Source organism: Shewanella sp. 433, from assembly GCF_059338565.1.
In genome coordinates, this window is record NZ_CM181703.1 from 3239252 (window position 1) to 3264644 (window position 25393).

General features: G+C 45.6%; 20 protein-coding genes. 1 reads left to right on the forward strand and 19 read right to left on the reverse strand.

What is annotated here, in order from left to right:
- Positions 1 to 623: 623 nt before the first annotated feature.
- The 9 genes from AC5YB1_RS14365 to hpf all read right to left on the reverse strand — a co-directional run bounded on the left by AC5YB1_RS14365 (position 624) and on the right by hpf (position 11144).
- Positions 624 to 1754 (reverse strand): hypothetical protein, encoded by a 1131-nt coding sequence (locus AC5YB1_RS14365; RefSeq protein ID WP_494519738.1) that lies wholly within the window; start codon positions 1752 to 1754, stop codon positions 624 to 626.
- A gap of 947 nt (positions 1755 to 2701) precedes the next feature.
- Positions 2702 to 3810 (reverse strand): IS3 family transposase gene (locus AC5YB1_RS14370; protein WP_494519602.1). Its coding sequence is split into 2 segments (ribosomal slippage): positions 2702 to 3558 and positions 3558 to 3810, totalling 1110 coding nucleotides; the frame shifts between segments, so codons are not numbered across the junction.
- Between the two features lie 34 nt (positions 3811 to 3844).
- Complete coding sequence (locus AC5YB1_RS14375; protein ID WP_494519739.1) at positions 3845 to 4408, reverse strand: hypothetical protein; 564 nt, start codon at positions 4406 to 4408, stop codon at positions 3845 to 3847.
- A 790-nt stretch (positions 4409 to 5198) separates the two neighbouring features.
- Positions 5199 to 6554 (reverse strand): 4Fe-4S binding protein, encoded by a 1356-nt coding sequence (locus tag AC5YB1_RS14380; protein ID WP_494519740.1) that lies wholly within the window; start codon positions 6552 to 6554, stop codon positions 5199 to 5201.
- A 9-nt stretch (positions 6555 to 6563) separates the two neighbouring features.
- Positions 6564 to 8711: a TonB-dependent hemoglobin/transferrin/lactoferrin family receptor gene (locus tag AC5YB1_RS14385; RefSeq protein ID WP_494519741.1), complete on the reverse strand. Its 2148-nt coding sequence runs from the start codon at positions 8709 to 8711 to the stop codon at positions 6564 to 6566.
- Positions 8712 to 9178: 467 nt separating this feature from the next.
- Positions 9179 to 9586 carry a DoxX family protein gene (locus AC5YB1_RS14390; protein ID WP_494519742.1) on the reverse strand — a complete coding sequence of 136 codons (408 nt, stop codon included), beginning with the start codon at positions 9584 to 9586 and terminating at the stop codon, positions 9179 to 9181.
- A gap of 33 nt (positions 9587 to 9619) precedes the next feature.
- Positions 9620 to 10042 (reverse strand): organic hydroperoxide reductase Ohr, encoded by a 423-nt coding sequence (gene ohr, locus AC5YB1_RS14395; RefSeq protein WP_494521649.1) that lies wholly within the window; start codon positions 10040 to 10042, stop codon positions 9620 to 9622.
- Between the two features lie 220 nt (positions 10043 to 10262).
- Positions 10263 to 10478 carry a TIGR02450 family Trp-rich protein gene (locus AC5YB1_RS14400; protein WP_494519743.1) on the reverse strand — a complete coding sequence of 72 codons (216 nt, stop codon included), beginning with the start codon at positions 10476 to 10478 and terminating at the stop codon, positions 10263 to 10265.
- A 309-nt stretch (positions 10479 to 10787) separates the two neighbouring features.
- Entirely contained in the window at positions 10788 to 11144 is a 357-nt protein-coding gene (hpf, locus tag AC5YB1_RS14405; protein WP_494519744.1) for a ribosome hibernation-promoting factor, HPF/YfiA family, read from the reverse strand.
- A 367-nt stretch (positions 11145 to 11511) separates the two neighbouring features.
- On the opposite strand from hpf, the gene AC5YB1_RS14410 reads away from it, so the two are divergent.
- Positions 11512 to 11733, forward strand: coding sequence for an OsmC family protein (locus AC5YB1_RS14410; RefSeq protein ID WP_494519745.1), 222 nt, complete (start codon positions 11512 to 11514; stop codon positions 11731 to 11733).
- Positions 11734 to 11788: 55 nt separating this feature from the next.
- Here the strand turns inward: AC5YB1_RS14410 and AC5YB1_RS14415 are convergent, their stop codons facing one another.
- The 10 genes from AC5YB1_RS14415 to AC5YB1_RS14460 form a co-directional block, all read right to left on the reverse strand.
- Complete coding sequence (locus AC5YB1_RS14415; RefSeq protein WP_494519746.1) at positions 11789 to 12661, reverse strand: hypothetical protein; 873 nt, start codon at positions 12659 to 12661, stop codon at positions 11789 to 11791.
- A gap of 402 nt (positions 12662 to 13063) precedes the next feature.
- Positions 13064 to 16351 carry a S41 family peptidase gene (locus tag AC5YB1_RS14420; RefSeq protein ID WP_494519747.1) on the reverse strand — a complete coding sequence of 1096 codons (3288 nt, stop codon included), beginning with the start codon at positions 16349 to 16351 and terminating at the stop codon, positions 13064 to 13066.
- A gap of 176 nt (positions 16352 to 16527) precedes the next feature.
- Positions 16528 to 17328, reverse strand: coding sequence for a hypothetical protein (locus tag AC5YB1_RS14425; RefSeq protein ID WP_494519748.1), 801 nt, complete (start codon positions 17326 to 17328; stop codon positions 16528 to 16530).
- Positions 17315 to 17875 carry a sigma-70 family RNA polymerase sigma factor gene (locus AC5YB1_RS14430; RefSeq protein ID WP_494521650.1) on the reverse strand — a complete coding sequence of 187 codons (561 nt, stop codon included), beginning with the start codon at positions 17873 to 17875 and terminating at the stop codon, positions 17315 to 17317. The genes AC5YB1_RS14425 and AC5YB1_RS14430 overlap by 14 nt, the downstream gene beginning before the upstream one ends.
- A 324-nt stretch (positions 17876 to 18199) precedes the next feature.
- The gene (purE, locus tag AC5YB1_RS14435; RefSeq protein WP_475516196.1) at positions 18200 to 18709 is read right to left on the reverse strand and encodes a 5-(carboxyamino)imidazole ribonucleotide mutase; all 510 of its coding nucleotides are present in this window, start codon (positions 18707 to 18709) and stop codon (positions 18200 to 18202) included.
- Positions 18710 to 18989: 280 nt separating this feature from the next.
- A complete protein-coding gene (locus tag AC5YB1_RS14440; protein ID WP_475516938.1) occupies positions 18990 to 19607 on the reverse strand; it encodes a transglycosylase SLT domain-containing protein in 618 nt (205 codons plus the stop codon).
- Between the two features lie 113 nt (positions 19608 to 19720).
- The gene (locus AC5YB1_RS14445) at positions 19721 to 20146 is read right to left on the reverse strand and encodes a hypothetical protein (RefSeq protein ID WP_494519749.1); all 426 of its coding nucleotides are present in this window, start codon (positions 20144 to 20146) and stop codon (positions 19721 to 19723) included.
- Positions 20146 to 21729, reverse strand: coding sequence for a glutamate--cysteine ligase (gene gshA, locus AC5YB1_RS14450; protein WP_475516194.1), 1584 nt, complete (start codon positions 21727 to 21729; stop codon positions 20146 to 20148). The genes AC5YB1_RS14445 and gshA overlap by 1 nt, the downstream gene beginning before the upstream one ends.
- A 180-nt stretch (positions 21730 to 21909) precedes the next feature.
- Positions 21910 to 24744 (reverse strand): M16 family metallopeptidase, encoded by a 2835-nt coding sequence (locus tag AC5YB1_RS14455; RefSeq protein ID WP_475516193.1) that lies wholly within the window; start codon positions 24742 to 24744, stop codon positions 21910 to 21912.
- A gap of 37 nt (positions 24745 to 24781) precedes the next feature.
- Positions 24782 to 25204, reverse strand: coding sequence for a YqaA family protein (locus AC5YB1_RS14460; RefSeq protein ID WP_475516192.1), 423 nt, complete (start codon positions 25202 to 25204; stop codon positions 24782 to 24784).
- Positions 25205 to 25393: the final 189 nt, after the last annotated feature.

Below are 25393 nucleotides of genomic sequence, written 5' to 3' on the forward strand. Positions count from 1 at the left end.
TCCTCCCTACTCAAGCCTCTTAGATCCTGACCACACGGCCACCCAATTGATACCCTTCCCTTGAGAAAGTCAGACTCTCTATAAATTCCATGTGGTTTCGGTCTTATGTGATATACGGTCATACTGGCACCCTAAAGTCAAAATGGTCAAGACAACTACTGATGACATTCAAAATAGGACAGCTAAAACATGTTGTCAACAGTTAACATCATTTTTATGACTCTTACGACTCTAAAAACTTGAATTATGAGGAAGGGTTGGAGTATGCAGGGCAAACTCCGAAAATATCTGACACCAATATTTTCAGAATCAAAAATTGAACCGAGGAACCAGGCCAATAGCACTTATCCATACTAGAGACCTAGGGTGTTAAGGGCTACTAAACCTAAGGTTAATTACTGTTACCATTAAGTTGGCTTTAACTAGCATACAGCTACTACAGTCACAGATTAGGCATCAAAACTCACAACACGTTTTTGGACAAAAGTGAGTTTGTAACGCCCAATTAAGGTGTGAGCAACGCTACCACGAAACGAAACCATTGCACCTTAAACACAAAACCCAACGATGGAATGAAAAATGCCATGCGTTGGGAATCACTCTTAAATTGTTTGTTAGGCAAATTATCCTCGCTCGAAGTCTTTGCCTGCAACAAACTGCTTAACTGACTTTTTATCGACAGAGATGAAATCAGATTTATTACTTAAGCCACCTAAATTCTGGTCTCTCCCACCTTTAAACTTGCCGTGAGGAGTATTGAAAGTAATAGCTTCTCCTAAAGAGTATGTGTAGCTATCCAGCTTTGAATCATATAATCCATCAGCACCTTTGGGATATTGAGTGAACTGAATCGAATTGTAATTCGGTTTTAGCAAATTAACGAAAGCTTTTTCCGCGTCTGCGACGATCCGCTTGTGGTCATAGTCAAAAGACAAATCAAAGCTGCCTTCGTTTGCACCAAACTGAGTTATAAATAATGGCTCTAGTCTGAATAAGAAAAGGAAGGTTTCGTCACTAACTCGTGCACCAGGAAAACGCTGAGGTTCATTCGCCAAAATTTCCATTCGCTTTTGGTGACCGCTTTTGATAAGCCTTTCATAACTGTCGCCTTTCTTAGCTATTCCTACGTACAGCAAATCGTAAACGAATAGTTCTTCAAAATTATCTAAGCCATAAACTCCTGATGCCTCTCGTGAACGATGCCACAAAATTGTCTCTGGTGAAAAGTATTCTAGTAGGTATTGCTCACCGTCCTGTTCATAGAACACATTAATCCCCCAATCTCCACAACCAACACCTATTTTTTGGTGTTGCGAGCTATTAACCGCACTCAATTCATTTATAACAAGTGAACACTCTGAACGTTTTTCGCCATTGATAAACAAATCAAATGACAAAATCATATCAGTTTCATTAAAGCTATATGCCTCAAAATGAGATTTAGCTTTAGCTCCTATCATGTAAAAGTCACTTTGTTTCATGTATTCCGAAGCTGGTTCATCCTTAAGCCAAACAGCCTCTTGATTTGAAATTGGTGGAAATGCTAATTCGAGAACAGTGATCTTTGATCTGTTTGTATCACGCCTAGAAGATACAGGTTTATCGGACATTTCTTTTTGACTTCGCTGAGTTTGCTCTTCTTGTGACACGCACACTACTCTTTTGAATTTGCGCTGATTTCTTTTTCTACTATTTTTATTAGCCATTTTCTTACGAAGCTTTCTTTTTAAGATTATTAATTCTTCTTTCTTCATACTGACCTCTATTTGCCTAACGCTAAGTAGGAAATTCCATTCAATGAGCACGCTTCCTATCACAGAAAGTGTGACCTAGCGCAAGGTCGCCAATCTGTTCATACTCTCTATTTAACTTGTTGTCTACTTTGAGGTTTTCTTAAAATTTTATCAATAGTCAGTGTCAAACTTTGTAGACCGTTTTGACAAAAGCAGCTTGAGAAATATTTGAGCTGTATATAATTACAGTGAAAAAGTGCGCATGCCCTAGACGTTCAGTTTTCCTCATGTATGTATCGCAGAAGCGCTTAGTGAAACGATTAGTTTTGCTAAGGGTGAAGGCGGGTGTTATTGGACTATCTGCCTAACAAACAATGGGGGCAGAAAGGAAATGTGACAACACCATGATAATTGCCGTTACCATTAAGTCACTGTCACTGCTATACTTTCAGCATCATTAACAAGGATCGTTAAGGGATAGCATGGAGCACATAGATCTCGGACTGATTTTGGCCATTATCGGTTTATTATGTATCGCGAGTTCAATTCTGTATTACATCTTATCAGGTGACTGAACTTCGACTGTGGTTATCGAGTTAGCTACTTCTGCCCCACCCTAACTCAACTAAAACGATCCAAACACACCTAACAGCTAACTGAGCATCCTCTTCTGATGGTTCTCTAAAGCCGTGCCTAAATTGCTCATTAGGTTTCCCCCTAGGGTGTAGGCGATTCACAATGTTAGCCCCCCAAGAGATCAAATTATCGCGCTGTTTATCCTGTAAGTTTACATATGCAGATATTGCTTTGCCTAAGTCTTTCTCGCGGTTACTACACAGTTCACCAAACACTACTGACAAGACATCTCTGCAACGATCAACGACATCGGTCGGACCCAGACGATTGATACTATTTTCTAGTTTTTCAATGGCTGTTTTCAAGGCGGTCAATAGGTAATCCCCCCATTTTTAATGGAGTTCAGAAGTAGACTTGTTAATTTGGGCTAAACGCTGCATGGGGGTTATTCCTCCCAATGCCATGTTTGGTCGTTCATTGTTATAAACCCAAAGCCATTCAGTTGCAAAGTTTTGTAGCTCGGTCACAGAGTCAAACAGGTAATGACATAGCCAATCATAACGTACAGTTCTATTGTAGCGCTCGATATAGGCGTTTTGCTGAGGGTTGCCTGGTTGGATATAGCAAAGCGCTATTTGATGCTTCTCAGCCCAAGCTACAAGTAAACTGCTGATATACTCAGGCCCATTATCACACCGTATAGACTTCGGTTTTCCACGCCACTCAATGATCTGCTCAAGTGTTCTTTGCACACGGATTGCTGGCAAAGAAAAATCCACTTCGATAGCTAACCCTTCGCGATTAAAGTCATCGATCACATTAAATAATCTGACTGAACGGCCGTCTGCAAGTTGATCATGCATAAAGTCCATTGACCAACATTCGTTGGCTTTTTCAGGTACGGCTAGTGGCTGTGGTTTTTCACGAACCAATCGCTTCTTAGGTTTAATACGAAGGTTTAACTCAAGCTCACGATAAATTCGATAAACACGTTTATGGTTCCAACCAAAGCCTTTGACGTTACGTAGATGAAGAAAGCACAGGCCAAAACCCCAGTTACGTTGGCTGTTCGTCAATCGAATTAGCCAGTCAGCTATGACAGCGTTTTCGTCTGAGTTTTTAGGCTGGTAGCGATAGCAACTTTCGCTGACGTGGAAGGTGCTACAGGCCAAACGGATACTCACTTCCCTAGAGCTTACGGCGTTCCTTGCCATCTCGCACCGCAGAGACGGCTTTACCACTTTTTTGCCATTGCTTCCTGGATCAGCTCGGCTTTGAGTCGCTCTTCTGCATACATCTTTTTAAGGCGACGGTTTTCATCTTCTAGCTCTTTAAGTCGTCCCATTAACGAGGCGTCCATACCGCCATATTTGGAGCGCCATTTGTAAAAAGAGGCGCTGCTCATACCGTGCTCACGGCAAAGCTCAGGAACAGGTGAGCCTGCATCAGCTTGCTTAAGAATTGATAGTATTTGGCTGTCGCTAAATCTTGATTTTTTCATTGAGAATCTCCTAGTTACAGATTACGAGAAAATTCTACTTATGAACACCGTGGTTTTTCGGGGGGATTACCAATACACTATGAGAAACTTGGTCAGCGATAAGTTCTGGAGTTTCGCCAAATGAACGATGTGACTTTAATGTAACAATCGGAGTTCCAGTTATCGACGTTTCAATACTTATGATTTTCCATATCGAAATAAATGGTTCTCGCCCCAAAATGACATCTGGGTAGGTAGCTGATTTTCTTAACTCAACAAGTGGACTTCTTTGATAAGTTATCAATCGATCTCTTTGGGCGTACCCACTTCGGCACTCGACTCTCTCTAAGTCACTTCTCTTATTATCTTGTAGATACCAGTCAACCTCCCCTTCAATATGATAAAATCTGCCACGCTTTATTCGGGTGATAGGGTCAAAGAAATCCTCCCTAAAGATACGACTCCCAGTTCGGTACAAGTCATCTCTAACATCACTTTCACTAAAGCCCTTACCGACAAACTGGTATGGCAAAAGAAATGGGAGATCAACTCTTACACCATGACTACGACTCCCCTCATAAACATCACCAGTGTGTTGGGAAATTCCAAGGTAATTCATCAAATAGTTCCTTTAAATGATACAGATATGCAGAGTACGCCAGGTCGAGAGAGGAAAAATACTCTCCCTAACACCATGTTAATAACGATTATCACTAAATGTCTGTAAAGCTGTAGCTAGCCACATGGCGAATTTGAGGGGAGCGCAATAGACGTTTTTTCAATTTTCGAACTTTATCAAGCTTAGAAGAAGTACTACCTGCATAATTAGAAAGGGTTAAAAGTTCTTATAGCAGCTTTTGTCGATATAGATTACACCCAGAAATCATATTCGAAGCAGCCAGTTAAACAGGCTGGTGAAATTTATGGCTATCATCAAAGTGTGTTCACTTGCTCGAATTATACGAAGAAGGCCGCCGAGGAGTTTTTTTGTAAAATATTAAAAGGTTTTTAAATATTTCAAAATGACTTGCTTTCATTGTAACACCAATAGGAACACCCAAAGAATCCACCCAAACAAATTGCATTCGCAAACAACAGATTACAACCACAAGCAGAGCCCCGCCGCCTCCACCAACAAAACCAAGGTTAGCAATAACCTTCAAAAGGCCGCTAAACCCCTACCAGACGGGTTTAGCGGCTTTTTTGTATCAGTCATTTACCGGCGCAAGTGTTACTGAAGAAGTGAGTATCAAGACTGGTTTTATTAATCCGCAGCCGAGCTTTAATAGATAAGTTAGCGCCTTGATAGCGGTTTACGATGATAGAGTCGCTGGCGTCGGTCGTTAAAACTGAATATTTATAAATATTGCAGTCTATGCAATGACATTAACGCTAACAGCGTCGCTAAATTAATGACAACTCTCAGCTTGAACCGCCACTAGCATGCCACCTAGTCGCAACCCCAGAAACAACCAGACTAAGCCATTAGCACAAAGAAACAGCACTGTGCGTTGCCAAAAAGGCAGTGACCATTGCCGTGCCCAGCGCCAAGCCAATAGGCTTGTCCAAGCGATGCCTGCCCACAAAATGAACCCAAGCAAACTTAATGCTGGTGCACCTCGAGCAATATTCCAACTCCACTCGGGTAACATCAAGCCCGTCAACTGACCAAAACCACGCCATAATTGCGGCGCTCCACGCACCATAAATGACAGCAATCCATGGGAAAGCAGTAAACATAAAATCATCGGGGTATTCACCGCCACCATAGCCGGCATAAATTGAATCGGAGCCTGACGATTAACCCTACTGGCAAAGGCGGCCATTGCCGCCATCCAGCACAGGGTGAGCGCGATAGCGAACAACATAATGACTAAAGAGGCGCTTTGAAACCAAGTGGGTAACGTCAATAACTGGTTAAACCACTCAGCAAAGCGATTCCAGGGCAAATCAGCATGCAAGACACTGTTATCCCAGCGATGTTTCAGCTGACTTTGCACCACAACTAACGCCGCTAATATGAGGTAAGCCAGCACATAAAATCCCCCTCTGCCGCGCTTATTCTGTGGTTGTAAACTCGGTTGTGGCTTTGCTTTGTGCCTAGGTAACCATGCCAATGTGAGCTGCTGGCACTGACCATAACACTGCAAACATAGGTGGCAGTCGCTAATGGGCTCAATATAGGCCTTATGCACCGTTAACTGTTTAGGGCATGCTCGGCTACATTGCACCGTACTACATCCTTGGCATGCCTGTGCATTCGCCGTTAAGCCTAAGCGACTTAAATGGCTAAAACACTGATTTATTATGGTAAAAGGGCAGACGCTGCGGCAAAAGGGCGCATGACGATAATAGAGAGACAGACCAATACACATAAGGAGCAGGCTACTAAACGCGAGTAAGGTGGCGATAAGCGGCAAGCGAGTAAACCCCACAGTTGCCGCATCCACCAGCCAGTAACCACCGACCAACACGGTTAAGCTAATGGCACCATGTTGCAACCAACGCGGTAGTCGCCGCTGGCCATAGCGCTTACTCAGAGTGCGCCCGAGCGTACCTAGCGGACAAATACTGCAAAACATTGAGCCGAACAACAGCAGGCTCGACACCGTTAGGAGTGGCCAGAAAAATCCCCAAAATAGACTTTTAATCCACAGTTCACTGCGTTCGGGCAGCAACCAACCCGACATTAACGTGACTAAAAACAACACCACAACCAACCACTGCACTAGGGTTAAGCCGAAACGGTTTGCACATCTGTTCATCTTAACGCCTTAAAAACGATAGTTAACGGTGGCGTTAATGTGGCGACCCGGTTGGCTGTAACGATCAATATTGAGTTGCGCATCGGCTTTAAGCCCTGCAACGTTTCCAAATAACCAATATTGTTCATCCGTCAGATTATTGAGCCCCAACTGCAGCCGACATTGTGTTGAGACTTGCCAATATCCCTGTAAATCGAGGGTCAAATACGCTGGTGCTGTTAAATTGTCTGGCGAACTCCAATCGTCAGCAGCTTTATGGTCGGCATATTTAGCAAAGAGCAATGCGCCCCACTCGCTCGAATCACTGTCGAACCCTAAGGTCATGCTGGCATTAAAGGGAGCCACACTGTCAAGCGGCCGTTGGGTACTGAGGTTTTCGCCATCGGCCCAGGCCAGCCCCATGCTCAGATAGCTGCCCGGTAAAAGTGGCTCTAAGGCTAACTCGGCTTTCAGTTCAATGCCTTGTATTTTAGCGCGGCCAACATTTTGATATTGCTGATGGGAAGGGTACGCACTGTCATCGACAACTGTATCGATAAAGTCACGAAAATCATTGTTAAATAAGGCTAACTCGGCACTGAGCCTTGACGAGAAGTAACGCAATCCGAGTTCATAATTCACACTGTATTCCGCATCTAAATTGGGATTGGCGTCTAAAATAACGTGAGGAAGTTCGAGCTGATAATAGAGATCGTATAAAGATGGGGCTCGATAACCACTATTTACTGTGGCATAGGTCGACAAAGCATAATTAACCCGATATACCACACCAGTATTGAAGGTCACGGCATTACTATGATGGGACGCTAAATCGCCATCGGGCTCAGCTTGGTGATCATCAAACCGTACGCCGAAATCCCAGTGCAAAGGCAGGCTGTCGATATTCAGGCGCTGTTTAAAAAAGAGGCCTGTACGTAAAGATGTCGCATTGGGCATTAGCGTGGTGCTGTCACTGTGTAACCCACTTTGCAGCTCAATATCTTCATAGAAGGTATTAAACTCACTGCGCACAACCGATAATCCATAGCTCAATTGCTGAGTCATTGTCGAATAGCTCAAGAACTTATCAAACTGACTGTGCAATTGCAGATTATTGTCTTTTCGGTTACGCACCAGTACGCACCCTTGCAAGCAATCGGTATTTTTAGTGCGGTAGTTATCGTTATCCGTGTGCGCTTGCTGCCAGCTAAGCTGCAACTGACTGCTATCAAACCAAGCCATATCGGCTTGCCACTCATGACTGGCGGTTAACCGTAATCGTTGTTGCTGGCTGTCTAGGCTATTTTGACTGAATACGGTATCTGGCGCACCGCGGCGACCTTCGACTCGATAACCTTCCATCGACAGTAGTTCGCTCTCGCCATCAAGCTTGAACATTTCAACGGTTAAACTTAGTTGCTGCTCATCTAGCTGTGCAATGCCTTTTAACAATAGATTGTGGCTTAAGTAATCGGCAGGATCGGCCCGCCCTCTTGTTACACCCACGACATCGATCCCATCCTTATGGGTGAGGGTTTCTTGGCTATCACGTAGCGTATAAATTGCCATCCCTTGCCAGCCGCTTGCATCGTAAGCAGACTCCCATGTGGTTTTTATGCCGTGGTTTTCGCCACTGTATCCGCCGCTGATAATGAGCGCCCGCTCATTTCCCTGTAGCAGATCATCAGGGTTTTTAGTGCGTAGCATCACCGCCCCACCAATAGCGTCACTGCCGTATAAACTGGATGCGGCATTTTTATTGATCTCGATGGCAGTTAAGGTATCGAGTTCAATATTATTGGCATACTGATTAATCACACTGGTGTGCGGCGAACCACTACCCGCTTTAAAAAAAAGCGGCTGCTCGACTCCGTCTATCATGATTTTAACGCGATCATCTTGCATGCCTCGGATATTAAAACTACCCAGGCCAAATTTACCTATCCCAGCCATATAAACGCCGGGTTCGGCCTGTATCACATCTTGTAGATTGTTCGCCATATGCTTCTTCATCGTCTGTTCATCGATACGTGTCACGCTACCACCTATCTCTGAAATCGCCGCAGCGCTACGACTGCCTACAATGACAATAGTTTCATCGACGTTAGCCGCCATGACAACAGAAGTAGAACAAAGGAAAAGAGCGAATGGCGCCCCAAATAAAACCGAATTCGTCACGTTGATATCTCAGTAGGTTATCGATGACGTGAGTATAAACAGCAGCTTTTCGCCAGAGAATGCGACACATTGCCGCAGCACAATTAACCTTTTGTTTTAAAAGTATTTATTGATAAAAAGGAAATCTACAAATGAGAGGTGACACACAAAACAATCAATAGAAAAGTAAATAAATCTTTGAATATTAATAAAAACTACTTCACTTTAAGCTAAATACTATCTAGGTTTTACATTCAATAATGCTGTACAGATGATGAAAGGGCAATGAGATGAAAAGTGACCGACAATGGCAGCTTAGCCAATAAGCCTAATTAAGGTGTTACTTTTACAGTAAAGCCAACAAAATAAGCAATATATAAAACAAGGGGCGACACGATTAACCTTATTCTGGCTTCATCATGTCAACCCCAGTGCTATGGCAGATACGCTACGCTTGGGCGATATTGTCGCGCACCCTATTAGCAAGCTTAAGTGTTTACTCTTTGTGAGTCGGCAGTTTGATGTGAAACACCCGCTAACACCAACAAGCCAGCCAAGATGCCCAGGTTTTTAACGAAGTTTTGCATCTCATGTGCGCCCTCTACCCCGCTGAAATTCCAAAAGTCATGCAAGCTAAAGTTAATCACGACAACCAAACCAGCCAATAGCAGTGAAACCAATCCGGTGTAACGATTTAAGATTAACGCTATTGCCGCTGTAATTTGAAATACACCCGCGGCGGCTAGTAGCACTGGTATCATCACCATGTTGTGCTTTTGCATCAGCGCCACATGCATATCCCAGTTGATGAATTTCATCACCCCAGGTAACAAGAAATAGAGTGCAAGTAGCACCCTACCGATAGTGACAAATATAGGGGCCATATTATTCAACATGATTCTCCATCAATAATAGAAATTGCCAAGGCATTACAACTGCTGACCATTAACTTGCAAACTCACATCGATATTGTTACGTACCGCATTCGAGTATGGGCATACTTGGTGAGCCGTGGCGACTAATTTAACCGCTTGTTCTTGTGGTAAATCCAGCATCACGCTCAACGCCACGCTTAAGGCAAATCCGCCTTCGGCACGCGCACCAATCCCAACATTAGCCGTCACTGGCGCTTGCGTTAAATCGATTTTAGCTTCGCGGGCAACGTGTAAAATCGCATTGGAGAAACAGGCACTATAACCTGCGGCAAACAGTTGCTCTGGGTTTGTGGCTTCGCCACTGCCGCCCATCTCTTTTGGATAACTCAGCATGAGTGCTAGTTTGCCATCATCTGTGGCAACATGGCCGTTGCGTCCGGCACTCGCTGTGGCGCTGGTTTGATATAAGGTTTGCATCATTTTCTCCTTCAATAGAATCGTCGCATTAGGGCATCATCAATGGGTAAGGTATTGGCTCAACGGTAAATAATTGCCTCGTTCACCTCAGTCACAACTAAGTTGTGCGCAATTAAGAGAGCTATTTATAACAACAAAACAAGAAGCGCACAAACAAATTGTACACAATTAGATCTATTGTATTGAGATTGAGTTTATCGAAAAAACCGTTTAATGCTCATCAGCACCAACCGAGTCGCCACACGGTTTTGTCTTTTAGTTCACGCCAATTGATGGGGTATTGCTTGTGACTTATCACCGCCTCGATAATACACAAGGTGATATTGCGTTGTTCATCAAACTCGACTTCCACAATGGTAAAGTGCTTTTCTTTATTCATCGGCACTGTCTTGGTCCATTTACTGTGAAGCAGTTTTTTAGGGCTAAATAGGTTCATGCTCTGTTTTACGTGTTAAACACTGATTCAGTTCAGTAACTGGATAAAAAACCTGTGCGATAGAGCAAATGTAGTGAAAAACAAATAATGTAATCGGAACTAGGGAAGCTTGAGCCATTCAGTGACTCATGGACGACAAAAAGAGCTTGTTAGATGCTCACTGCTTGATAACTGCAATAGGTTGCTTGATAGGGTTGTCACTTTTACTAAAACGTGCCTCCGAGCAGCGCATTAGTACTCGGCGTATTATCATCTACGTCCACAAACAAAAAACCACCCGTGAAGGTGGTTTTTTGTTATCAATAAAGCTTATACCAGTTTCATCTCTTGAATGATTTCATGAGCGATTTCTGGCGTAGTGCTGACGGGTTTTTCGTGCAGATCGGCCTTGAGTTGCCCTTTTCTATGCTTGAGCGCTGCATCAAGTTTCTTGGCTGCAGTCGCTATAGCCGGATACATCACTTCACCACAACCTGAAGCTGAGATTCGGCTACCTTCGTAATTTGTTCTAAGTTCGGCTTGATACTCGCCATGTTCTTTGGAAATAATGACATCGAGTGAGATTAGCGTCGGAAAATGTGTCGCGATTTTGGAAAACTTTTGATTCACATGTTCTTTGATCGAATCGGTAATATCAACGTGGTGACCTGAAAGATTTATTTTCATAGGTTTTCCTTTTAAAAATGACTTCAATAATGAACTTGGGGCGGCTAGCTGAAAAACAAGTCGCTGATGCGATTTTTTCAATCTGACCTCAATTAATCATGGGTCAAAAACCAGTAGATATCCATTCATTGCCCTACTTCATATGTAACGCCGTTACCACTTAAAAGCAAGCCTGTTTGTTTAGATATTGATGATAAAGCCGCTATATCACTCATAAACGGATAAAACTAAACAAAATTTAATCATGTCCCTCTTGAGATAACAGCATAAAAGCGTTTGTCACAGCATTAACCACCCGGCGTTTTCAATCACTAGCTTGGTTATTAATTACTCACAAGTTGTTAAACTAGCGTCAAACACCAAGACAATGCTGGGTAATAGCATTGATAGCCGTATCGCTATCACTCATATTACGATGACGCCACAGGTCTCATTTAAGCTAGGAAACACCGTAAGTGAAGCGCGTTTGGCTAAGATGCATCACATTGCGCACAATAACTGTTTTATCGCTAATTCGTTATCTGCTGAGGTGCAAATCGATATCCATAACTCATCTCCGGCAATCATGACCGATAACAGCCATACTTAACCGAATGTCGAACATGAGTGATGTTCATAATCTACTATATGTTTACAACCTACTATTAGAAACGATACGTTATTGCCAGCTGAGGTCCTTGAAAACCATAATAAAGATCAAGGTCGGATGCTGTGCCATCAACTTGCACGTCTATTTTGTAATACTTATACATTAGGTCGGCGTAAAAGTGGTCGTTAAACTTGTAACCCACCCCGGCACTAAGATCGACCAACTCACCCTGAGTATCCTCAATCTTGACATAAAAGTATTGAGCTAAAGCCGATAAACGCCAGTTGTCACTGAGCTTATAGCTCGCCAGTATTCCAATATCAGGTAAAGGTGCCGTCACGTCAGTCGCGGCTACATTATTGGGGTCGAGCTCTACAACCTCGCAGTTATCGTCGATACAGGCGCCTACCTCGCCACTAAATGATAACTCCATCCACATGACATGCAGACCCAATGTCACCGTTAACTCCCAATCGTTACTGCTATAAAAATCATAGGCGTAACCTAGCCTAGCAATATCGACATTAAATGTCGTCGTTATATCAGCGCCAGCTTTAATTTGGTAGATCTGCCCAGTATCAACATCTTCATATTCATAGGGAACAGTAACCACTTTGTCGTTAGCATTGCGATGCAGTCGCCTATAATCAACATAGACGCCATGACGGTCATTAAACCAATATTCCAGCGCAATATACGGTAGCCACTCTTTTTCAACCAACTGCAGATCAGACTCGAAATCTAAAGTGTATTTATCCCCCGAGTCAGGGTTAGTCACATCCATTCCCGAATCTGAAGTGGAATAAAAACTGCCCACACGAAATGACAACCCTTTCTCATGAGCCAAGCTTGTAGATGGGAATCCATTTAAGAGCACTGCGACTACAACTATTCCAAATCCGTGCGGTATGACAGCAAGTTTTTTCATCTCTGTACTCCTGCAATAGTATTGCATCAAAAGTCTCTGGTTTAATCAGTATATGTTTGTTATGTGCAACAACTACTAACTATAGATAATAGGTGCAGTTTTAACGAATATCTGCTGGTATAAAGGTGTGATCGCTACGCGAAAGTGTCATGGTGTTTTGGTAAGAGAATGTATTGCTCAAGATATTAACATCCAAGATCAGGGCGCTGCACATTGGCCTGACACTCGACCTCATTCACTTTGAACAGCCAACACACTCGCGAAAAGTCGCTCACCGTTGACACCTGATAGAGGACATGTGGGTTCAAGGGTAAGCAGAAATAAAAACGGAGGCTATCGACCTGGGAACCGCTTAGTCGATAGCCTCCTAAAAAGAGATATTACAGAGAAAAAGGTAACACGTTATTTAATATCTTGTGCCATCCCAGAGGCGGGCATGGGCGCTGCCTGTAATGGATTTATTGGCTGGTCAATTAACTCTTGTTGCAAGTAGCTAATGGCTTTTTCAAGCTGAGCATCATGGCCATTAAATGTCGCGAGCGGTAAGTTATCGACCTCAATATCTGGACTAATCCCTCGGCCTTCGACAATCCAGCGACCATCCATTGCATATTGCGGATACTCAGCAACACGTGCCATGCCCTTATCTGTCAACGAATTACGACCCGATAACCACACCCCAGCACCAGCGGTTTGCTTGCCGATCAATGGCGCAATGCCCAACGCCTTGATCCCCGCAGAGAAGGTTTCACCGTCTGAATAGGTCAGTTGATCAGTCAATACCACAATGTGACCACGGAAGGCTTGTTGCATATTGCTATTGGGAGTGCCTTGAGTGGGCTGCCAGAACATCCAAGCGCGGCGCAGCAGTTTCTCGATGATCCAACTGTCGATGTTACCGCCACGATTACGACGCACATCGATAATTAATCCCTGTTTGTCGATGTTGGCATAAAATTCGCGCGCAAAACTGGCGATATCCCCAGCGCCCATGGCATAAAGGTGCAGGTAGCCGATATCACCTTGACTGTTATCACTCACCTTTTGGCTATTATGATTCACCCAATCTAAATAGCGTAATTTGGCATTAGTACGATTATCAATGGGTTCAACCACGGTTTTAATGCTGTTTTTATTACGCTTTAGCGTGAGTAAAACCTGCTTATTGACCTGATTGCGTAAAGCCTTGGCGACATCGGCCACCGTGTTGACGGGTTTACCATTAATGGCGCTGATGATATCACCAACTGCGGCGTCAACCTCTATACGGCCTAAAGGCGAAGCATGGCTAGGTAACTCGGCATCATTTTGATAAATATGACTAATACGAACTCCATGCTCAGTTTGCTCCAAACGTGCGCCCAAATTGGCCGCCTTGGGCTGCTTAGCGTCAACGGGCAGATCGCCACCATAAACTTGCGAATGTAACGAGTCTAGTTCGCCCATCATCTGCTTAAAGAGATCGTTAAGTTCATGGCGGTCGGTGAGTCTTGACAACAAGGGTTGATATTTGGCTTTCGTTGCTTGCCAATCGAGACCGCGCATGTTTTTGTCAAAAAAGGAATCGCGGTGCATTAACCATGCATCTTCAAACATCTGCTGCCATTCTAGCGGCGGTGAAATCGCCAGTTGCCATTGATCGGTACGCACTTTAGCGCGGCTAATATCTGTTGGTAGCTTCTCGGCGGTATCGAGGATCAGCATCTCTTGCCCAGCGTTACTGTGCCGACGGATAAACAGCTTACTGTCATCGGCTGATAAGCTATAGCTGGCGACATCATCGCCAAAGGTGTCGACTTTAGGCTTAATGGGGTCAAATTTAATCCACTTAAGCGAAGGGGCTGAGTCGGGCGTCGCCGAGTGAGACAGCACATATAAGCCCTTTTCGGTCACCTGCAGCTGACTATAATTGCCAGACTCAACCGGAACTTGCCATAAACGTTGCGCCAGCCCTTGCCAATCGACACGCGTTTTTATGTCATCGTCTTGCTCATCATCAGGCTGAGGTGTCAGCTCAGTAGGTTTACTAAAGGGGAACTGTGCATCTGCGCTTAGCGCCACGGCAAACAACTGGCTGCGATTATCGAACATAGGGCCCATGTTACGATCGCCCCACGGCGAGGTAGGAGTCGCTTTAAATGCACGATTAGAGATGAAATATAACCACTGTCCGTCGTCACTAAAGGCGGGGGAGAAGGATTCATATTTATCGCTAGTCAGAGCCTGTGCTTTCTTTTTTTTCAATGAATACAGCACGATTTGCGGCCGTAATTGACCTTGTTCCTCTTTGGTGATGGCCATAAAACGACTGTCATTTGACCACACCACATCACGATACGGCCCCAACCCCTGACCTTGAGTGATAATTTTTTGATTGCTGCCCTTTTCTATGTCGAGTAGCCACAAATTGCCATCGTAGTCATCATGGGCGATATAGCGACCATCAGGTGATAAATGCAGCCCCATACGCAAAGTGTGGCCGTTAGTGGTCAATTGCTTCGCTTGACGACTGCCATTGGCGGCAAAGCACCAAATTTCCTGTTCTCCAGAGGCATCGCTAATACCGTAAACCCATTGGCCATCAGGGCTCATGATCCCGTGACGCACGCGATGATCACCCGGTAACGCTAGCTCAACTAAGCGCGAACCATCTGTGCCCGCTATCGCCACATGGCTTCGCGCCGTGACCACCACTTTGTCGCCAGCAGGCGATAACTGGGTATCGGTGGCAAACTTCATCGGCTGCGTAACCCAATGTTCACGTCGCTGTGGAAAATCAGATGTCAGCCGTATATCGAGGGTTTGCACCTGGTTAGCGGCAATATCATACAACTGAATGTCCGCCCCTTGTTGGAACACAATACGGCCATTATCCATACGGGCACCGCGCACTTGCCAGTCGCTAAACTGTGTGTGCTGACGTACGTCATCGCCATTTAGGGCCATCGACCAGATATTATCGTTACCACTGGCGTCACTGACAAAATACAGCCGTGCTTGCCACAACATAGGTTGACGCACCGAGCCTTTATGAGTCTCCGTTAGCTTTACTGCTTCAACCTGACTGCCTAAGGTATAACGCCACAGCTCACCTTTGGCGCCGCCACGATACACCTTGGCATTATCGCCTGTGGCTTGCAGACCAAAACGGGTGAAATACAAGGTCGTTCCCGCATCATCAATAACTCCCTCAATCGCATCGGCTAACGGCAGCTCTGTAGTGGTTAAGCTGACAGGATCGACACTTTTAAGGACCCAGTAGTTAGCCGGACCAAACGCATTGTCGGTGGCGTAAAGCACTTGACCATCGGCGGTCCAGCCTTGCACTCGCACTCGGCTATTCTCAAAACTCACCCGCTTGGCCACGCCGCCCTGAATAGGAATAATGTACACCTCACTGGCGCCATCATAGTTGGCAACATAAGCAACCCATTGACCATCTTTAGAGATAGCCGCGCCCAGCTCCTGCGCTGGCAAGCTGGTGAGACGGCGAGCTTGAGGATCGTTTAAGTGCTGAGTCCACAAATCGCCTTCGGCGGTAAATACCAAGGTATTATCATTTAAGGCTGGGGCGCGATAGTAGCCCTGATTAACCGAGGTCGATGCTGTATCGAAGGCGGCGATAAGTGGGGTCGTGTGTAAGGTGCCTAATGCAAGCACGCAAGAGGCAAAGAGATGACTCAATTTCATATTCGGCTCATTTATTTGTTTTATCTCGTTTTTATGAGGCTAACAAGGTAACAAACTTTATCGAGCCAGGCAGTAATTTATCATCGAAGAATTATTAGCAAATGTGTCCAATTCAGTTAATCACAGCCCCTGCGGGCTGTGGACATTATGCCAGTCGATACCCACCAGCTTTCAGCCTAAGGTTGGCTGTGAGCGTTGATTTGTTGGGTTAAGTCACGCCACCTTTGATGTAAGGGATGCGTCTTATCGGCTAATTGTGGGCGTTGCTGGTTAATGCGCTGCAACAATATCACCGCTTCAGACCATTGCTCAGTACTCACAAGCTGTTGTAAGTGATTAAGCGCTTGTTTATCGGATATTACGGCTTTGGCTTGCCCTTTAGGTGCTGGCTGTGGCTTCGCTTCGCGGACGGTTTCGGCACTCTCCTCTAGAGCCATAGGCTCGCCACCCTCTGCGTTGCTAGCATCAGCCTTGCTATCGATAATCGCTAAGGAGGAAGCATCACCTGCTTTACTGCTCTCCTCACTAACGCCTGTCATTTGACTGGCCTCTGCTATTTTGGCGCTAGCGTCACTCGCTATAGACTCGCCAACATTTGAATCACCAGCAGTAGAGCCTGTAATATCAGGCTCATCATTTTCAGGTGCAGCCATTGGCGCGCTCATCATCCGAGGTGCGTGCACTGCTTGGCTGTCTAGCGCTTGTGGCGCAATAGTAAATGGCTCCATTATCAATGGATCTTGGCTGGTCGGATTGAGCAGCAATATACTCGCGACTAATAACACAGACGCCGCCGAGGAGAGGGACCAGCGATATTGGCGCCAGAAACTCACCTGCTTAGGCGCATGGATTTGGGATGCTTGCGCCATGGCTAAAATGTGGCTGTCTAACGCCTCGCTAGGTTGCTCGGTGGCCTGTGAGCGATACAGCTGTTGCAATGCCTGATCGACGCTGTCATCTTGGCTATTTTGTGTCATGGTGTTGTTCCTGCCATTTACCTTCGACGCACTGTTTTAATGACTGAGTCGCATAGCGCAGCCGACTTTTTATCGCCTCTAGCCCTGCGCCCGCAACCTCGGCAATCACCGCGGCGGTGAACCCCATCTCCATGCTGAGCAAAAACGCCTCTTTTTGAACATGAGGCAATAGCGCAATACACTCTTTTAAGAGCGTGGCCTTTTGCCCTTGCACTGTCAGTTGCTCGGGAGCGTACTGCATACAAGGCAGCACATTGTCTATCGGTTCCCCTTCTACAGCCGCATCACTAAAAAGCTCAACGGGCTTTAGCGCCCGCACATGATCAATCAACAAATTATGGGCGATACGGTACAACCAAGTGGTAAATTTGGCGCGGCGCTCATAACCCGCAGCCGCTTTAATCACCCGCGCCCATGTTTCTTGATACAGATCTTCAGTCAGCTGCCTGTCACCAATTTGCCTTATAAAATAACGATATAATCCGCCTTTATATTTTTGATAGAGGAGTTCAAACGCACGCGGATCCCCATTAGCAAACTCTTGCATCAATCTGTGATCCGTTTCTGCGGCCTTGGCAGCTTCAGACACCTTGTCCAATATCTGCTCCCTAATCGTTTATCTGGTTAAATATTGTTTTAAAGTCTGCACTGAGTGCACCTTTTTGTCTAGATTAAGAGAATCAGATACAAGCGCCTATTGATACTCACGTTACTGGACACCAAAAAGGGTTAATGGATCATTAAACTGTGTGAGCAGCATAAAAAATGCCGCCAAGGTTAACCTTGACGGCATTAATTAATCGATAAGTTAGTCACTCTTATTCGCCATCAAGGTAATAGGCAAACGGCACCTTGATAGCGGCAAGCGTGATTATAGATTCGCTAATTTTTCTTGTAGTTTGGCATCTTTGGCTTGCACGGCTTCTGCCGACTTAGCACGCTCTTGTTTTACCGCCAACGCCAACTCATCATCACCCACGGCCAACATTTGCGCCGCTAAATAGCCGGCGTTTTTCGCGCCAGCACTGCCAATCGCAACCGTTGCAACAGGCACGCCACCGGGCATCATCACGGTTGATAATAGGGCGTCATGGCCTTGAAGCGGGCCGCAGTCAACGGGTACGCCAATCACTGGGCGAGTGGTGATCCCAGCTACAGCGCCAGCAAGGTGGGCAGCTAGGCCAGCGGCGCAGATAAAGACTTTACAACCACGCGCTTCGGCGTCGGTCACATAAGCGTGAGTCGCAGCAGGCGTGCGATGCGCCGAGGTTACTTTAGCTTCAAAGCGAATACCGAAAGTCTTGAGGACATCTAAGGTGGCTTGCATGGTGGGCAAATCTGAATCAGACCCCATTAATACAGCAACAAATGGCTTAGTCATGTTTTATCCTTTTTGTAGGGTAGAGCTATTATTTTGGGCGCATTATAGTCATTTTTACCCTCTGATAACAGGGGCTGCATAACGATAAGTTAGCCAAATATTGTTTAACTAGATGCAAGATTAACAAAGGGATGAATTGCACCATCTTCAACATGACTTTGGTTGCAAGCCAATGATAAGCGGCTTCTATATTGAAACATCGCCGCTGTACTCGCTTTTTGATAGATAAGAAAAAGCCCCGATATTCTCGAGGCTGGTAGCGGGTTTAACTGTATCAAGGCTAACCAAAGAACAGGCGCCACAGCCAAGAGGAGTCAAGATCTTCTTGGCAACTACGGTATTGGGCTGCATAACGTTTAGCCCTGGCATCAACCTTATCGGCCACCTTGACTAACCAAGCTTTATGCCGATAGGTTTTACGTTTATAACCGCCCCACCCCTCATGGTAATTGAGGTATTGATTACGCGCATCCCATTTAGACACGCCATTAATTTTATGGGTTTTGTAGATAAACCACCCCATAAAATCCATCGCATCATCAAAATCACTACGACTAGACCAACTATTGCCTGTTTCTCTGACATAGTCGTCCCAAGTCATGGTTTTAGCTTGTGCATAACCGTAAGCATCACTGGCTCGGCCGATAGGAATAAAGCCTAAAAAGTACTCCATTGGCGGCGCGGCATTGTGTCTAAACGAACTCTCTTGGTACATCATTGCCAGCGGCACATGCACGGGGACGCCCCACTTTTCACGGGTGTTAACTGCCGCTTTATACCAATCTCGATGCTCTTGATAAATCGCACACAAATTTTCGGGATCTCTTGGCGGAGAGGTCGCACATCCACTGAGCAATAATACCAGTAGGCCGCTGAGTACAGGGGCAAGAAACTTCATCATTGGGAGTACCAAAACTATCATTTAATCAGCGCTATAGTTTCACATTGTTGTTAAATTGAATCAATGTAAATAAGCTGAACTTGGAATAAGGTAGAGTGAATTAATCCAACTTACTTGGTTGATAAAAATGCACATTGATGGGCATCTTCTGACCATACTATCGGCTGCCAATAGTCGCTGTCTAAGCCGCGATAGACTTTGTCTTGATTAAAGCGCGCAGCTAAATGATAACGACGATTCGGTTTAACATCTATGGTCAATGTCTTAGTTCCTCTCGCAGCCAACTTCACTTTTAACTGCGGCGAATCGATAAGCTCCGCCACAGTGAACTCATTAACGCCCGGTGCTAGCTGATAATTGGGTTTTGAAATGACAGCCTTGCCGTTAAGGTGAGTCACCACAACCCGATAGAGTTCATCTTCTCTATCGGGCACTAGGTAACCGGAAACCGTGCCGCACTGCGCACTATTATCTGGCCCAGAGGCACAGGCTGATAATAGCAGTACTAGGGGAAATAATAGTGCGCTTATTCTCATTAGACAGTCTCTACCTTGGGCTCAGCAAAATAGTCACTTAAATACTGCTCGAAACTCACAGTAGATTGCGCCTCTAATTGCGCTTGAGCCTGCAGTGAATCGCTCGCCGCTTGTCGGTAAGCTTGCTCAACATCGGCAGCCAATGGGTAGTCCATTAACTCTTGATAATAGGTTTGCGCCAAATCTTTCACCCAATAACTGTGATCTCGCTGCGTCGATACCAACTCAGTTAAAATTTGGCCAGACAAGGTTTTTGATGGATCATCAACAGCCGCAAGCCAATGGGCTAATGTGGTTTGATAATCGCCTTGCTCTCCCCCATCAAGCAATTTGGCTACACTGCTTAACTCATCAAACAGTTGGTGTAACCAGCCTTGCATCGCAATCGGCTGACCATGACGGCTTAACATTAAGCCTGGTTTACGCCCTTCAAGGATCACTGCATTCAGATTTTGGCTAATCTCCGCCTCTTCTGCTGGCGTCGATTTCGGCGAAGGACTGAGTAAACAATGCAATAGGAACAGATCTAAGAAACGGATCTGCTGTGCATCAATCCCCACAGATGAGAACGGGTTAACATCAAGAGCTCTGACTTCAATATACTCGACGCCAGCGCGCGCTAAGGCTTCTGACGGTTTCTCACCCTCTTGAGTCACTCGTTTAGCCCGTATGGGTGAGTAAAACTCATTTTCAATTTGCAGCACATTGGCATTAAGCTGGCGATATTCACCATCAACCTTAACGCCTATTGCCTCAAACTTCGCCGAGGGCATCTTAATCGCCGCTTGTATGCCGGTTAAATATTCAGCCAGTGAGTTATAGCTAATATTTAAACGCTCTTGTTCTTTATTGGTGTAGCCCAAATCACTCATGCGCAATGATGTCGCATAAGGTAAATACAAGGTGCCCTTACCCAGCTTTTCAAACGGGTGAGCCGTTGGCTGATCTTTAATAAAAGAGCTACATAAGGCGGGGGATGCGCCAAACAGATAAGGTAACACCCACACTTGACGGCGGTAATTACGGATCAGGCCAAAATAGGACTCTGAGATAAACTCATCGCGGCTAAGCTGTTTATCTGACGCCTCATAAAGGCGGTCCCACAAGGCTTGCGACACCGAAAAGTTAAAGTGCACCCCAGAAATAATTTGCATTAGGGCGCCATATCGATAGGTTAACCCTTTACGATACAAACGCTTGAGTTGACCCACATTTGAACTGCCGTAATCGGCAATGGGAATATCGGCAACATCACCCACATAACAAGGCATGCTCACAGGCCACAGCTGTTGCTGACCAATATTGCGTACAGTAAAGGCATGCGTCTGCGTTAAGTCGGTCAGTAGGTCGTCGATATTTTGATGCACTGGAGTAATAAATTCTAACAATGACTCACTGTAATCAGTGGTGATACGAGAGTTTGTTAGCGCGGCACCTAAACTATCTGGATGCTTGTCCGTTGCTAGATGTCCCGAAGGCTCGATGCGCAGTGCTTCTCGCTCAATGCCACGTACCATACCTGTTAGCGCATCTCGTCCCTGCTCATCGTTAAGCAGGCCAATAACTTCAGTGAAAGAGTTCAATATCTGTGTCTCTTATTGCTTCAACATGATCATTTGCAGGCTAGACCTACAAAACGCGTGATAAATTTCACTCGCCAAAAAAAACAGTACTCGAACGAGCTTAGTGGCAAGTAAAAAAAATAAAGCGGTGAGCTAAATCAAGCATCACCGCATCGTTAATATTGGGGTAAAAATATCAAATTACAACGCTAAAGCACGCACTGGATAACCCAAGGCTTTAATGTCGGCTTCAATATTGGCTTTATCACCCACAATCAATACTATCATTTCAGCCAGCTGAAGTTTAGCGCTCGCCAAGTTATTTAGCTCCTCTTTAGGAATATTTCTAATAATATCAGCCTGAGTCTGAGTAAAATTAGGGTCGAGGTTAAAGCGCTGGATCCGGCGCATAAAGCCCGCTTTCTGGTAAGGCGTCTCATAATCGAGCGCCTGACTTTGCGAGACTGAGTTACGCATAAAGGCTAACTCTTGATCTGTCATGCCACTGGCTTGATAGCGGTTAATCTCCTTGGCAAACTCAACTAGAGCCTGAGCGGTTACATCGCTACGAACGCTGGCCGTAGCTTGGAATAGCCCTTGCTCACTGCCGCCAGAAAAGTAACTTCTCGCACCATAGGTGTAGCCTTTATCTTCGCGTAAGTTAAGGTTTATACGACTGTTAAAGGCGCCGCCTAAGGGGTAGTTCATCAAGTAAGATTTGAAATACTCGCCTGTGGCGTCAAACGGCATCGCCCGCTGCCCTATCTTAATCACCGACTGCGCCGCTCCCGGTTTGTCGACAATATAGACAGTCCCCGCCTCAAGTGTCGGCATTGCCGCTAAGGCAGGTAATCTACTCGACTCACCTTGCCAGCTCGATAACCCTTGTAATTTGCTGAGCAGTTGTGGCTGCTTTAAATTGCTCACGGCCACGATTTGCGCGTTACCGGCACGGTACTGCTGCTGGTAAAATCCTTTTACATCATCAAGGGTGAGCGCTGAGACACTGGCAATGGTGCCTTCGGTGCTGATCCCAAGGGGGGTGTTATCGCCAAAGAGCAAAGCATCAAAACCACTGTTAGCGATATAGTTAGGATCCGACTGCATATGTTGCAGACTTTGCAAATGTTGCTGCTTAACACGCTCGAAATCGGCACTGTTAAAGCCCGGTTTAAAGAGTTTTTCTTGAACTATGGCCAAGGTTTCGTCGATATGTGATGTCAGCGCCGATACCTTAACGTAGCTTTGATAGGTGCTAGCACCAAAACTAACCGTGCTGCCTAGCATTTCTAACGCCTGCGCCAGCTCTTCTGTGCTGCGCAATTGGCTCGACTCATTAAGCACTGATGCGGTTAAGCTGGCTAATCCGGCTTGCTTAACATCCACCAAACGGTGCCCGCCATTTAAGTAGATCATCAATTCAACGGTGGGGGTTTCGGTACTGGTGGTGGCCATCACGTCAATGCCGTTACTGAGTGTATCGGTCCATAACACAGGCACAGTGATCATCGGCGCGGCCTGAGGCGTTGGCATGATGCTGCGATCAAACGATGGCGCAACGGCTTCAACAATCTCAAGACCGGTTACCGCTTCCTCGGCAACCTGCGGCGCTGGCGCAACATAGTTATCTTCATGGGCAATTAGCTGGGTTTGCCCTTCAGGCACGACACTCATCACTACCATAGGCTTGTTTTTAATGTAGGTGTTAAACACCCGCATCACATCCTCTTTAGTGACGTTGGCGTAGCGGGTTAAATCGTACGCTATCATATCGGGATTACCGAAAAAGGTTTGATTTAACGCCAGAGTCGATACTTTGCCTTTAACACTCTGTAAACCAAAGATGGTGTTAGCTTCAAATTGCACTTTGGCTTTTTGTAGATCGTCATCGGTCACGCCACGTTGCTCAAATTCGGCAATAGACTCAAGTACCCGCGCTTCAATATCGCTCAGTTCGCCACCACGAGCAGGGTTGGCTAAGGCGTAAATAGAAAACTGACATGCCAGTTCCTGACAAGGATGACTGACACCAGCTTGTACCGCATAGCCGTCTTTAACGAGGTTTTTATAGACTAACGAGGTTGGGCCACCACCAATAATATTAGACAGCAGATCGAGCGCTGCCTCGTCTTGATGGCTGGCGTAAACCGTTGGAAACGCAATTCTTAATAGGGGTAAATGCACCCTATCTTCCATCGAGATATAACGCGTCTTATCGAGTGTCACCAACGGCTTAGGTGCAGCGGTCACTTCTGGGCCACGCGGGATCTCGCCAAAATATTTATTCACCCACGCCAATGTTTGCGCTTCGTCGAAATCACCACCTATGGTCAAGGTGGCATTATTGGGGCCGTACCAGCGCTGGAAGAAATGTTTAACATCGGTCACATCGGCGCGGTTTAAATCTTCGGGCCAACCGATAACGGGCCATGAATAAGGGTGCCCTGCAGGATACAGCGCTTGGTTAAAACGCTCGCCCATACGGCCATAAGGTTGGTTATCAATACGTTGAGCGCGCTCATTTTTGACCGTCTCGCGTTGTACTTCAAATTTCTCTTCGGTTAAGGCGGGCAAAAAGTATCCCATGCGATCGGACTCAAGCCACAACATTTTTTCTAATTGGTTGCTGGGCACAGTCTCAAAATAGTTAGTACGATCGGTATTGGTAGTGCCATTTAACGTACCGCCCGCTTCGGTAACCGCTTTAAAATGTTGCTCGTCGGCAACGTTCTCTGAGCCTTGAAACATCATATGTTCAAATAGATGGGCAAAACCTGAGCGTCCAGGAAGCTCGCGAGATGAGCCTACATGGTACGTCACATCGACATGCACCAAAGGATCTGATTTATCTTGATGTAATATGACGGTCAAGCCATTGGCCAGCTGATATTTTTTGTAGGGAATACCCACACCTGACTCTGTGGTGGTGACCGTTTCAACTAACGAAACCCCTTGCGGCAAACTGGTCGATACATTCGACGCAGAGCAAGCGGTCAACGCTGCCGAAATCGCGGCAGCTAATATCCATTTCTTCATTAATTTTTACTCCTGTGTTAGCTCGTAGGCCTGCGCCTTACAACCAATGTAGCGTTAACGCTGCAACCAGCAGATAACGTATCCCTTTTCCAATAAAAATCATGATACTCGACTTCACTACTGGCAGCTTCAACCAGCCTGCCAATAGGCATAGTAGATCGCCAATGAGTGGCATCCACGCCAGTAATAGACTCCAATAGCCATAACGCTTAAGTAAGCCGATACTGTGTCGGTATCGTCCTTGCGCCATCGCTTCGGGCGTCGTGGCAAAGCGACCCAATGTGCCCAAGTAATAACTCGTGATGGAGCCTAATCCATTACCTAATGTCGCCACGCCGACCAAAGGTAACCACTTCTCAGGCGTGTTATCGATTAGCGCCACCAATAAAACTTCTGATCCCCCTGGTAACAAGGTTGCAGCAATAAATGCCGCACTAAACATCAACCATAACTCGGTCATATTGGCTTACCTAATGAAAAAAAGTAATTTTTTATGTACAACACTCTAGATTGAGTGATGTTACTCTAAGGTTAAAAATTAAAGATATTAAAACATTCTTTTTAATGACAATAAGTTATAACAAAATCAATTTTGTAAGCAAGGCCAAGGGCCTATAGAATGTCGCCTAATAAAATAGTATGTTGAACA